The sequence below is a fragment of the Streptomyces sp. NPDC054757 genome (assembly GCF_053612185.1).
The window spans coordinates 21,102-33,443 of sequence record NZ_JBSHBW010000039.1 but is presented as its reverse complement, the minus strand read 5'-3'; the positions used below and the strand labels follow the sequence as shown (position 1 = coordinate 33,443).

The following is a 12,342-nucleotide window of genomic DNA, read 5'->3' as shown; positions in this document are numbered from 1 at the left end:
TCACCTCGCCTCGCTGTCGAGTTCGGTCACCGCGCGTACCCATTCGGCGTCGCCCAGCGGGGGCAGCGCCGCCACCGCGGAGGCCCGTCGCTCCATCTGGTCGGTGGAGTCGGCGTTCGCTCGCACGGACCGGGCCAGCTGGGCCACGGTCCGGGACTTGAACATGGTGCGCAGGGGGACGTCGGTGTGCAGCGCCACGGCGATCCTGGCCCGTACGCGCAGGGTGTTGAGCGAGTGCGCCCCCGAGGTGAACAGGTCCTGGTCCCGGTGGAGTCCGGGCAGGGCGAGCACCATGCACCAGATGCGGTTCAGTACGAGTTCCACCGGTTCACTCCCGTCCGGGCCGTCGGTCCCGGGCAGGGGTGTGCCGGAGGACAGCGGGTCCCCGGCGTCCCCTGCCCGCAGGGCGGACCGGTCCACTTTGCCGTTGCCGGTGAGCGGGACTTCGGACAGCCGGCGGAAGTGCGTGGGCACCATGTGGTCCGGCAGCACCGATGTGGCCAGGTCCCGCAGCTCCGCTCCATCGACCTCGCTTCCGGGCGCCGTCACCACGTACGCCTGCAGCCGGTGGTCCTGGCCGTCGGGTACGAGGACGGCCACTGCCGCGGTCACCGCCGGGTGGGCTTCCAGCACGGTCTCGATCTCACCCGGCTCGACGCGCTGGCCGCGGACCTTGATCTGGTCGTCCAGCCGGCCCAGGTACTCCAGCTCCCCGTCCTCGCGCCACAGTGCGGCATCGCCGGTGCGGTAGAGACGGCTTCCGTCGTCGCTGAACGGGTCGGGCACGAACCGGTCCGCTGTGAGCCGTGGCTGGTTGAGGTAGCCGATCGCCACGGCGACGCCGCCGATGTGCAGTTCTCCCCGGGTGCCGGCCGGCACCGGTGCACCGGCGGGGTCGAGCACGTACAGCCGTACGCCGCTGATCGGGCGCCCGATCGGAGTGGTCCGGGCCGTCGGCGGCAGTGTCCGGCACTGCCAGGAACTGACGTCGACCGCGGCCTCGGTGGGTCCGTAGAGGTTGTGCAGTTCCCCGGGCATCCGGGTGAGGAAGTCGTTGACCAGACGCGGGGGCAGTTCCTCCCCGCTGCAGATGGTCCGGCGCAGCGAGAGGCACTTCTCGACGCCTTCCTGGGCGAGGAACACGCGAAGCATCGAGGGCACGAAGTGCACGGTCGTCACTTGCTCGGCGACGATCAGCTCCCGCAGATGCTCGGGGTCCCGGTGACCGCCGGGTCGGACGAGGACCAGTCGAGCACCGGTCATCAGCGGCCAGAAGAACTCCCACACCGACACGTCGAAACCGAAGGGCGTCTTCTGCAGCACCACGTCGTCCCCGTCGAGGGGGTACTGCCGCTGCATCCAGGTCAGCCGGTTGTGGATGGCGCGGTGAGAGGTGGAGACGGCCTTGGGACGCCCGGTGGAGCCGGAGGTGAAGATCACGTATGCGGGATCCGCGGGGCCGGCGAGCGGAGCCGGCGGCCGGTCGGACTCCTCGGCCCACTGACCGGGGTCGTCGAGATCCAGCACGGTGACTTTCCCCACGGGCAGCAGGGGGACGAATCGGCGCTGGGCGAGGACCACCGGGGCGGCCGTGTCACCGACCATGTGTTCCAGCCGCTCGCTCGGGTGCTCCGGGTCGAGCGGGAGGTAGGCCCCGCCCGACGCGATCACCGCGAGCAGCGCAACGACCAGGTCGAGGCCGCGCTCCGCCAGGACGCCCACCACGACCCCCGGCCCGACTCCCAGCGCGCGCAGCCGGTGGGCGAGGCGGTTGGCCGAGGCGACCAGCTCGGCGTGGCCCAGGTGGGCCCCGTCGATGGTCACGGCGGGCCGCTCCGGGTCGCCGTCGGGGCGGGAGCGGGTCAGGTCGTACAGGGTCTCCGCGATGTCCGGCGGGGCGTCCCCGATATGGCGGGCGGTGGATTCCCGCGCGGCGCCGACGGTGAGGGCGGGGGCGTTCGGTCCGTGCTCGGACGATGGGGCATCCATGGCCGTTCCCTTCGGTACCGTCTCGGACGCGGTGCGCGCTGTCCCCGGTCGATAGGTGCAGGTCACGCTGTCCGGTTCGTTCACCGCGTCGTGCAGCAGGGCCTTCCACCCCTCGACCAGCCCACTCACGGTCTCCTCGTCGAAGAGCCCGGTGTTGTACTCGACCACCCCGTGGAGGCGCTGCCCGTCGTCGGTGACCTGCCAGCCGACGTCGAACTTCGCGGTCCCCGTGGGGAGCAGCGCACGACGGGCGGTGAGCGGTCCGGCCCGCCAGCCGTCACCGGTGTGCCGGTGCATCTCGAAGGCGGCTTGGACCAGGGGGGCGTACGAGGTGGGGCGCCGGCCCAGTACCCGGTCCACCACGGCCTCGAACGGCACGTCCTGGTGGCCGAAGTCGGCCAGCACGGCGGTGCGAACCCTGCGCAGCAGCTCCCGGAAGGTGGGCTCACCGGAGAGGTCGACGCGCAGGGGGAGCAGGTTGACGAAATTCCCGATCAGCCCGTCGAACTCGGGCTTGCTCCGGCCGGACACCGGCGTTCCGAGCACCATGTCCTCCTGGCCGGTGTACCTCAGCAGCGTGGCCGCGCAGGACGTGAGCAGTACGAGGAAGGGGGTGGCGTTCTCCTGCCGGGCCAGGGCGCGGACCCGGGAACCGACGGTCGCCGGCAGCGAGAACCCGACAGTGGCGCCGTCGTAGGCGGGCTGCTCCGGGCGGGGGCGGTCGGTGGGCAGACGGAGCAGAGTCGGTGCGCCGGCCAGACGGCGGGCCCAGTGGTCGAGTCCGTCGCGGTGGCTCGCGCCGGCTGCCCTTCGTGCCTGCCAGGCGACGAAGTCGTCGTATGTGGCGGTCAGCGGCGTAAGCGCGGGATCTCGCCGTTCCAGGGCCGCGCTGTACGCCTCGGTGAGTTCGCGTTCGAAGACGGCGAGGGAGAGCTCGTCCCAGACCAGGTGGTGGAAGACCACGAGCAGTACGGCCCGTTCCTCACCGGTCCGTACCAGTACCGCTCGCAGCAGCGGGCCGTGCTCCAGGTCGAACGGGGCGCGGGCGGCGGCGTGCAAGCAGGCGCGGACGGCTTCGTCCTGGTCGGCCGGGGTGTCCCGGGAGCCGGTCCCGGCCGGTGCGGGGAGCGCGGCCGTGGACGCTTCCACGAGGCGCAGGCCGGGGACGAGGTCCGGGCGTATCACGCGCTGTGGCCGGCCGAGGTTCTCGACGAAGACGGAGCGCAGTACGTCGTGCCTGCTCACGACGGTGCGCAGGGCTCCTTCGAGGGCGGCGTGGTCGACCGGGCCACTGAGCCGGAACTCCCAGGGCACGTGATATGTGGCGGTGCCGGGCGCCCAGCGCTCCAGAAACCACAACGAGCGCTGGCCGGCCGAGAGGCCGTCGTCCACCGGCTCGTCGGAGGCGGTGTGGTGAGCACCGTCGTGGCCCGGCCGCGGCGGCTCCGCACCGGACTCCGCCGCGGCCTCAGCCGTGATGTCGTCGAGGACGGCTGCCAGTTCGGCCAGGGTGCCGGCAGAGAAGACGGTCTGGGCGGACAGGGTGGGACCGTACTCGGCGAGGAGTTCGGCGGCCAGTTGCAGAGCGACCAGCGAGTCGCCCCCCAGGGCGAAGAAGTTGTCGTCCTTGCCGACCCGCGGCACGTCCAGCATCCTGCACCAGATCCCGGCCAGGGATGTCTCAGTGGCGGACAGTTCCGCGGCCGGCGGCTCGTCCTCCGAGCCGGCGGTGTCCGGGCCGGATTCGCCGGGGTCGGGCAGGGCGGCCCGGTCCAGTTTTCCTTCGGCGGTGAGCGGCAGGGCGGGCAGCAGTACGACGGTGGGCACCATGTGCGGTGGGAGAGCGTGGCTCGCGTGGGCCACCAGTTCGGCGGCGGAGACGTCGGGGGCCACGGTGTAGGCGACCAGGGCGGTCTGATCACGGGACGTGGGCCGTCCCAGTACGGCGCAGTGGCGGACCGCGGGGTGGCGCTCCAGGACCAGGCGCACTTCCGCCGGCTCCACCCGGAACCCTCTGATCTTGACCTGGTCGTCGGCGCGGCCGACGAATACGAGGTTTCCGTCCTCCGCCTCCCGTACCAGGTCGCCGGTGCGGTACATCAGGGCGCCCGGGGAGTCCGCGTACGGATCAGGCACGAAGCGCTCGGCGGTCGTCGCCGGACGGGCCAGGTAGCCCTGTGCCAGGGGGGCGCCGCCGATGTACAGCTCGCCGACGCATCCGCCGGGGACCGGAACCAACCGCTCGTCCAGCACGTGCAGTCGGCGTACACCACAGGCGGTTCCCAGAGGGACCTCCCCGTGCTTCGTCATGCCGGGCGGGATACGGAAAAGGGTCGAGGTGATGACGGTCTCGGTGGGGCCGTAGGCGTTGAGCAACGGCACGCCGGGGAGGAGGTGCTGCCAGTTGGCCACGGCGGCGGCGGACATGCGTTCGCTGCCCGAGATCATCAGTCTCAGTCCCCGGCAGGCCGCGACCTGACGGTCATTCATGGACAGGGCGAACGCGTTCCAGTAACCGCCCGGCAGGTTGGCGACCGTCACCGCGTGGCGTTCGACTAGCTCGGCCAATTCGCCGAAGGACAGCAGACCGGGCCCGCGCGCCACCACCGAGGCACCGACTGACAACGCTGTCAGGGCCTGTTCCAGTGCGACGTCCACATGGGGGGCGGCGAACCACAGGACCCGGTCGTCCGGCTCCATCTCCAGGCGCCCGGCCATGTCGTCCAGGTGGGCCGCCAGGGCCGCGCGAGAGACGCACACGCCTTTGGGGCGCCCGGTGGTGCCCGAGGTGTACAGCACGTACGCGGTGTTGGCGTCGGTGAGAGCGGTGCCGGCCGGCGGCGGGTCGGCGCGGCCGACCAGAACGGGTTCGGCGTCCGGGTGGGGCCCGTCGCGCAGTTCCACCCGGGCACCGCTGTCCGTCAGGACCTCCTGGCGCCGGTCGGCCGGTGCCGTCGTGTCCAGTGGCAGGTAGACGCCGCCCACGCTCAGGACGGCGTACAGGGCCACCAGGGTGTCGGCGCGTGTGCTCAGGGAGACGGCGACGACGGTCTCCGGGCCGACACCTCGCGCCAGCAGGCGTTCCGCCAGGCGGGCACGGCGGGCTTCGAGTTCGGCGTAGGTGACCGGGGAACGCCCGTCGCACCGTAAGGCCACCGCTTGGGGCGGCCACGCGGTGAGGGACATGGTTAATCGTGCGGACATCTCGAATTTTCCCTACCGATCCAGGGAGAGGGGGCACGTCCGTTACCCCTCTCTCAGCCGTATGCACACAACGGCCACGGGACAGGGCATGCGCTGTTCAACTCGGAAGGGCGTAATCAGGGTGAGGTGCTCATGCGTGGCGTGATGGCGATGAGGGTCAGTGGGCCCGGCCGGACGGCGTCCTCCGCAGTTCTGGCGAACCGCCCTTGCCGGGGGTGATCACCTCGGGCGCCGTCCCCTTTATGGGCTGTGCCGAATCATCGGCACAGCAGTAACTCTCGTCACTTTGGCTTGCTCAAATCACTCTGCACGGGCTGGCGATCCTATGCAATAGGCTAATTTGTCAGGTGGCCGGATACAGATTGTTTGCCCGGCACTCAAAAAGTCTGGCCTGCGACGCAGTGACGAGGGAACGTCGCACCTCCGCCCGGCGATGTCTCAATGACAGTGCGCGTAGTGGTGCCGTGGCCACTTTCCTCCCAGCGGGACTGTCAGAGGTAGTTTCGTACCGTTATTTCCTGCCTGGATGCGGCTTTGACGGGATCATGCCGGAGCGCGCCGGGAGATGGTGTTTCTCGCCGGTGGGGCGGCGGGCCATGAGGTCGGTCTTGGGTGGGTGGATCACGGCTTCGGAGCGGCGTGCTCGGCGAAGCGTTTGCGGTAGCCGCCGTCGACCCGGACCTTGCGCAGGCCGGGACGGTCGGCGCTCCGGTACGGGTACGTGTGCCGGCGCTGCCCGGCGCGGTGGCGCGCAGAGCGGAACCGATGTCCTGGAGCATGCGGGAAACCGCGGCGGAAACGCCTGAGACTACGCCCGGGGTGTGCCGTCCCAGCGCCATGTGGTGAGAGTGGGGTGTCCGGGTAGTTCGGCGCGTCCGGTGGCCCACAGAAGGGTGGGCCAGGGATCCGTGGACGACGGTGCGTCCGGAAACAGCCGGGCGAGCACCCGGGAGGACAGACCGGCAGGCGGGCTCCATACGAGACCGAGCCCTTGTGCCAGGTCGTACGTGTGCACCAGGGTCTCCACGATGCCCATCGCGGCAAAGCCCTCGGGGTCCGAGACGCCGAAGACGTGGTGAGCGCGGACCTGCGGAGGCGTCGTGCGCACCATGGCGACCAGCAGCGCGCCGCTCGCTTCCAGGACCTGCAGCAGACCGGCGGGCCCCGCCTCGCGGTTCGCGTGAATGGCGTTGGCCGGGCCGCCGGGACGTCGGCTCTCCCATACGAAGGGCACCTCACCATCCAAGGGCGGTGTTCTGGGGCCCAGTTGCGCAGCGTAGGCGAAGAGATCGTCACTGAGGTGCTCGACGGTTTCCCAGCAGTCCCATTCCAGCGGACCGGCCGTGCCTTCCCACGCGGCCGGGGGCGCCTTGCGAAGCACCGCCACAGCGAGTTGCACGGCAAGGTCGAGGTCGTCCGCGGTGACGGGGGGCCGGGAGAGGGCAACATCGGCTGATCGGGACATGGCAGGACCGTACCGCGACCGGAGGAAGCCACTCCTTTCAGGGCTGAACAGGTCCGCCCTGGCCGGCCGGCCACTCGCCCAGGAACCCTCACGCCATTGCACCGGCTCTGCCGCTTTCCGGCCGGCGGCCTGCACCAGCTGTTTCACCGACTCCGGCTTGTACGGGTACTTCACAACCGGCGGGCGACCTTCTCCGGATCCGCCTTCACGGATCCCGGCGCCCAGGGGCTGTCCCGTAATCCCTGGCGGGCGCAGACAGTCGCCGGCCGACCGCCGCCGAGGCACGACCGGAGGCCATGTGCAGGAGATTCCCGCCCGGCAGTTGGCGGCCTTGCCCGCAGTAGCGGTGTACTGCCGCGACACACCCCGCCGAGGCACTGCCGTCCTCGACCGAAGAAGCCTCCGGTGGCCGGACGCCTCTGGGCGGTGCAGGACGAGATGGCACGGACCCGTCAGCCGGTAGTGCACGGACTCGTCAGCCGGTAGTGGGGGCCTGCTCGCGCCCGGCGATGCGCGGGGCTGCGTCACCTGAACGGGCGTATCGCGTGAATTGGGCCCGAGGCCGCTTCGTCCCTGGGGACGGCGCTGCGCCGGACAAGGAGACGCCGATGGCCCCACGCATCTCTCCGAGTGTCGGGGAGAACGGGGCGGTTGCGCCGAAAGGCGTCCTGGCGAGTGCGGATCTACCGTCTTCCCCATGTGGCCCTGTCCGGCAGGACCGGTGCCAGGGACAGGGGCACAGGGAGACCGGAGGGGGGACAGGCGTGACAGGCCCAATCTCAGCACCGGAAGGCGCAACCACCATGGCGGGACCGATTCTCATCACCGGCGCGGGCAGCGGGTTCGGCAAGGAGGTCGCGCTGCGGCTCGCGGCGGCCGGGCACCAGGTGATCGCGGGCGTAGAGATCATCGCGCAGGTCACCACGGTTCGAGCCGAGGCGCGGGCTCGGGGCGTCGGCCTGCGTGTCGAGAAGCTCGACGTCACCGACCCCGGCGACCGCGAGAACGCCTGGACGTGGGAGGCCGAGGTTCTCCTCAACAACGCCGGTGTGTCCGAGGGCGGTGCCACTGCCGACATTCCCGAGGAGCGGCTGCGCCGCCAGTTCGAGGTGAACGTCTTCGGCCCCGTCCTGCTCACCCAGGGCATCGCCCGCCGGATGGCGGCCCGCCGCAGGGGACGCATCGTCTTCATGTCCTCGGTCGCCGGTCTCACCGTCGATCCGTTCACCGGTGCCTATGCGGGCTCCAAGCACGCGGTGGAGGCGTTCGCCGACGCTCTCGACCAGGAACTCGCCGAATTCGGTGTCACGGTCGCCACGATCAACCCCGGGCCCTTCCTGACCGGCTTCAACGACACGATGTTCGAGACGTGGAAGCAATGGCGTGACGACCCCGCCGGTCGTCTCCACGACTATGCCGAACTGGCCTTCCCCCACGAGCAGTACGATCCCGAACCGGTCTACGAGCGCACGGTACGGGTCCTGCTCGGTGAGGACCGGCGCTACCGCAACCTGCTGCCCGAAGAGATGGAGCCACAGGCCCGCCAACAGGTCGAAGCCCTGTGGGACCGGCAGCTCAACGACGGCAGCCGCCCCGCCCTCGTGCAGAAGGCGTACGACATCGGCCCGGGCACACCGGTCCAGGACTGAATCCCGCAACAGCCCCCGATGATCAGGTGACCGGCCCGGATCAACCGGATCGGTCGGCGGGCCGGGGGTCGCCTCCGGGAGTGCCGGGGTTGCCATCGAGTCCACTCGAAGGTGTTGGCTGGGGGAAGGAACACCGCGACGAGCAGATCGTACGGATGACACGTTTCCTTGAGGAGCACACCATGACGCAGAAGATCTGGTTCATCACCGGTGCCTCACGCGGCTTCGGCAGGGAGTGGGCCATCGCCGCCCTGGAACGCGGCGATTCGGTGGCCGCGACCGCGCGGGACCTCTCCACGCTGGGTGACCTCCGCGAGAAGTACGGAGAACGGCTGTTGCCCCTGCGTCTCGACGTGACGGACCGCGACGCGGACTTCGCCGCCGTGCAGCAGGCGCACGAGCGGTTCGGGCGCCTCGATGTCGTGGTCAACAACGCCGGTTACGGTCACTTCGGCCTGGTCGAGGAACTCACCGAGGCCGAGGCACGGGCGCAACTGGAGACCAACCTGTTCGGAGCTCTGTGGATCACGCAGGCGGCGCTGCCGTTCCTGCGTGAGCAGGGCAGCGGTCACATTCTCCAGGTCTCGTCCATCGGAGGGATCAGCGCCTTCCCGCTGGTCGGGATCTACCACGCGTCGAAGTGGGCGCTCGAAGGCATGAGCCAGGCGCTGGCCCAGGAAGTGGCGCCGTTCGGCATCAAGGTCACGCTGATCGAGCCGGGCGGGTTCGCCACCGACTGGGCAGGGTCCTCGTCGAGTACGTCCGAGCCGCTGCCCGCGTACGCCGACCTCCACAAGGAGGTGCAGGAGCAGCGCCGCAAGCGCGTCGGCACGCCGGGTGATCCGGCCGCGTCCGCCGCGGCTGTCCTGAAGATCGTGGACGCCGACGAGCCGCCGCTGCGCTGCTTCTTCGGTTCGGCGCCGCTGGGTCTGGCCAGGGCCGACTACGAGCAGCGTCTCGCGGTGTGGGAGAAGTGGCAGCCCGTGGCGGAGCTGGCGCAGGGCTGAACCGGGGCGGGGACCCGGGGCGCGGAGCGGGCAGCCGTACGCGGAGGCAAGCCCGTACGCGTAGACCCGTACGCGGAAGCGAACCCGTCGCGTAGCCGTATGCCGAAGCAAGCCCGTACGCGAAGAGGGGGGCCGACCGGAGTGGATCCGGTCGGCCCCCTCTCGTGGTGGGACTGCCAAGCTCAGATGCTGATCACGATCTTTCCCCGTGTGTGTCCGCGCTCGACGTAGGCGTGCGCTTCCGCGATCTGTTCGAGCGGGTACGTCCGTTCGACGCGTGGTGTGTAGCGGCCCTGCCGGCCGAGTTCGCCCGCTTCGGCGAGGAGCGTGGAGTCGTTCTCCGCGTTGGCCAGACGCACACCCAGGCGCTGCGCGTTGGCGTGGTCGGCGACCGTCGACACCCGAGCGGGGTCGCCCACGAGCGCGACGAGGTCGGCCAGGGACCCGGAGGCCGCGGTGTCGAGCGCGATGTCGACACCGTCCGGGGCCAGGGTGGCGAGACGTTCGGCAAAGCCGGCGCCGTAGGTGGTGGGGACGGCTCCGAGCGAGGTGAGGAACGTGTGGTTGCGCTCGCCGGCCGTTCCGATCACGGTGGCTCCCTGAGCGACCGCGATCTCGACCGCGGCACTGCCCACACCACCTGCGGCGCCCTCGATGAGAAGGGTGCGCCCCCGCAGCGGACCGAGCGCCTTCAGCCCGCCCATCGCGGTCACGGACGCCAGACCGGCGCCGGCGGCCTCCTTGTCGGTCCATGTGGTGGGCGCCGGGGCCCAGGCCGAGAGCACGGCCAGTTCCGCCGTCGCGCCGGTGACGCCGCCCAGCCCGAAGACACGGTCACCGATGCTCACCCCCTGCACGCCCTCACCGGTCTCGTCGACCACGCCGACGGCATCACGTCCGGGAATCGCGGGCAGATCCACGGGCAGCACCTCCCGCACCGCTCCGGAACGCACCTTCCAGTCAACGGGGTTGACGCCGGCCGCCGCGACGCGGACACGGATCTCGCCAGGCCCGGGATGCGGGTCCGGTGCCTGCTCCACCACGAGAGTCTCCACACCGCCGTACTCGTGATAACGGACTGCGCGCATGATGTTCTGCCTTTCCACGTGGCCTGGACCGGCCGTTCGTGAGATCAGTGGGGTGCGTGTTCGGCGAGTCGCCGACGCCTCCTACGCTAGAACCTGACGTCGGCGTCAGGTGCAAGTCGGGCCGGCCGTTCGAAACGACCGGCCGCTCGAAACGAGGAGGAGGACCGGTGCGCATCGGTGAGGTGGCCGACAAGGCCGGAGTGAGCGTCCGGGCGCTGCGCTACTACGAGGAACAGGACCTGCTCCAGGCTGACCGCAGCCCCGGCGGTCAGCGGCATTACCCCGACACGGCCGTCGGCCGGGTCCGGCTGATCCAACAGCTGTATGCCGCGGGCCTGTCGAGCAGAGTGGTCCGCCAGGTGCTGCCGTGCGTGGACGCGGGTGTGGCGGCCCCGGCGCTCCTGGACCGGCTGACGGCCGAGCGTGTCCGTATCGACCAGCAGATCACCGACCTGCTCGCTGTACGCGACCGGCTCGACGACGTGATCGCCCTCACGCGCGACCCGGATGCCGACTGCTCCCATCTGCACTGAAGACGACTGCCACGACGGCGGCACCTTCCTCACCGGCTGGTCTCTCCCACCGGCGTTCTGACTGCTCACACCTCCAGCTGTGAGGCCCGGGGGTGGTGAGGGCGGAGTTCGCGGAAGAACACGGTGATGTCGTCGGCGAGCAGGGCGGGTTCCTCGTGGGCGGCGAAGTGGCCGCCGCGGGGCATGCGGGTGTAGCGCGTGAGGTGGTAGGTGCGTTCGGCCCAGCTCCGCGGGGGGTGTGCGAGGTCTGCGGGGAACAGGGCGAGGGCGGTGGGGACGTCCACCCGCCGTACGCGCCGGGTCAGTTGGTGTGCGTACTCGTAGTACGGGCGGAAGGACGTGGAGATCGTGCCGGTGAACCAGTAGAGGGATGCCTGGGTGAGGAGGAAGTCGTCACTGAAGCGGGTGGACAGGTCGCCTTCGCAGTCGCTCCACGCGCGGTACTTCTCCATGATCCAGGAAAGCAGTCCGGCGGGTGAGTCGTTCAGGGCGGGGGCGAGGGTGAGGGGGCGGGTGTTCTGCTGGTGCAGATAGCCGCCCTCCTCCGCCTGCCAGGCAGCGGCGGAGGCGAGGTGGGTCTCCTCCTCGGAAGTGAGTGAGGCCGGTTCGTGGCCGGCCGGGGCCGCGGCGGCGAGCAGGTGGATGCCGACCACGGCCTCGGGGTGTGCCTCGGCGAGCCGTGAGGTGATGCCGGCGCCCAGGTCCCCGCCGTGTGCCGCGTAGTGCCTGAAGCCGAGGTGGTCGTGCATCAGCCGGTGCCAGAGGCCGTGGGTCTGCTCTGCTTCGGTGAGGGCGGGCCGCTGAGGGGAGAAGCCGAAGCCGGGGAGTGAGGGGACGATGACGGTGAAGGCGTCCCGGGCGTCGCCGCCATGGCGGGAGGGGGAGGCCAGTCGTTCTGCGAGGCCCGTGAGTTCGAGGACGGTGCTCGGCCAGCCATGGGTGAGCACGATCGGCAGGGCGTCCGGGTGTTCGGCGTCGTAACGGAGGTAGTGCACCGGTGTGCCGTCGATGTCGGCGAAGAGGGAGGGCAGGGCGTTGACGGCGGCTTCATGGGTCCGCCACGCGTAGTCGGTGGCCCAGTACCTGACGAGGCGTCGCAGTTCGGCGGCGTCGGTGCCCGCCGCCCAGCCGTCGACCGGCCAGGGCTCGGGCCACCGGGTGGCGCGCAGCCGGGCGCGGAGGTCGTCCAGGTCGGCGTCACTGACCTCGATGACAGGTGTGGTGGTCAACAAGGTGTGCTCCTTGGTGTGTCGGTGGTGTGTCGGTAGGCGTCACCCGGGCGACCAGCAGGGCCACCACGCCGCTGTGCGGGCTCACCGGAACGCCCAGGGCCGTCATCGGCGCGCCGGGGCAGGCACCCGTGGCGGTGCCGAAGCTGAACCCTGCGAAGAGGCGGGGCATCAGGGC

General features: G+C 70.6%; 7 protein-coding genes. 3 read left to right on the top strand and 4 right to left on the bottom strand.

What is annotated here, in order from left to right:
• Entirely contained in the window at window positions 1-5,193 is a 5,193-nt protein-coding gene (locus tag ACWGKJ_RS31425) for an amino acid adenylation domain-containing protein (RefSeq protein WP_385023967.1), read from the bottom strand.
• An 808-nt stretch (window positions 5,194-6,001) separates the two neighbouring features.
• The gene (locus ACWGKJ_RS31420; RefSeq protein ID WP_385023965.1) at window positions 6,002-6,658 is read right to left on the bottom strand and encodes a maleylpyruvate isomerase N-terminal domain-containing protein; all 657 of its coding nucleotides are present in this window, start codon (window positions 6,656-6,658) and stop codon (window positions 6,002-6,004) included.
• An 803-nt stretch (window positions 6,659-7,461) separates the two neighbouring features.
• On the opposite strand from ACWGKJ_RS31420, the gene ACWGKJ_RS31415 reads away from it, so the two are divergent.
• Together ACWGKJ_RS31415 and ACWGKJ_RS31410 are read left to right on the top strand one after the other, a co-directional pair.
• Window positions 7,462-8,307 (top strand): SDR family oxidoreductase, encoded by an 846-nt coding sequence (locus ACWGKJ_RS31415; RefSeq protein WP_385023963.1) that lies wholly within the window; start codon window positions 7,462-7,464, stop codon window positions 8,305-8,307.
• Window positions 8,308-8,489: 182 nt separating this feature from the next.
• A complete protein-coding gene (locus ACWGKJ_RS31410; RefSeq protein ID WP_385023961.1) occupies window positions 8,490-9,314 on the top strand; it encodes an SDR family oxidoreductase in 825 nt (274 codons plus the stop codon).
• 182 nt (window positions 9,315-9,496) lie between these two features.
• Here the strand turns inward: ACWGKJ_RS31410 and ACWGKJ_RS31405 are convergent, their stop codons facing one another.
• Complete coding sequence (locus ACWGKJ_RS31405; RefSeq protein ID WP_385023959.1) at window positions 9,497-10,402, bottom strand: NADP-dependent oxidoreductase; 906 nt, start codon at window positions 10,400-10,402, stop codon at window positions 9,497-9,499.
• 167 nt (window positions 10,403-10,569) lie between these two features.
• Between ACWGKJ_RS31405 and ACWGKJ_RS31400 the strand changes: the two genes are divergently transcribed.
• On the top strand, window positions 10,570-10,935 hold the full coding sequence (locus ACWGKJ_RS31400) for a MerR family transcriptional regulator (protein WP_385023957.1): 366 nt from the start codon (window positions 10,570-10,572) through the stop codon (window positions 10,933-10,935).
• Between the two features lie 65 nt (window positions 10,936-11,000).
• On the opposite strand, the gene ACWGKJ_RS31395 is transcribed toward ACWGKJ_RS31400, so the two are convergent.
• On the bottom strand, window positions 11,001-12,164 hold the full coding sequence (locus ACWGKJ_RS31395; protein ID WP_385023955.1) for an epoxide hydrolase family protein: 1,164 nt from the start codon (window positions 12,162-12,164) through the stop codon (window positions 11,001-11,003).
• Between the last annotated feature and the right edge of the window lie 178 nt (window positions 12,165-12,342).

Coding starts and splice junctions, on each gene's coding strand:
- ACWGKJ_RS31425 (WP_385023967.1), bottom strand. CDS start 5,193: ATGTCCGCACGATTAACCATGTCCCTCACCGCGTGGCCGCCCCAAGCG.
- ACWGKJ_RS31420 (WP_385023965.1), bottom strand. CDS start 6,658: ATGTCCCGATCAGCCGATGTTGCCCTCTCCCGGCCCCCCGTCACCGCG.
- ACWGKJ_RS31415 (WP_385023963.1), top strand. CDS start 7,462: ATGGCGGGACCGATTCTCATCACCGGCGCGGGCAGCGGGTTCGGCAAG.
- ACWGKJ_RS31410 (WP_385023961.1), top strand. CDS start 8,490: ATGACGCAGAAGATCTGGTTCATCACCGGTGCCTCACGCGGCTTCGGC.
- ACWGKJ_RS31405 (WP_385023959.1), bottom strand. CDS start 10,402: ATGCGCGCAGTCCGTTATCACGAGTACGGCGGTGTGGAGACTCTCGTG.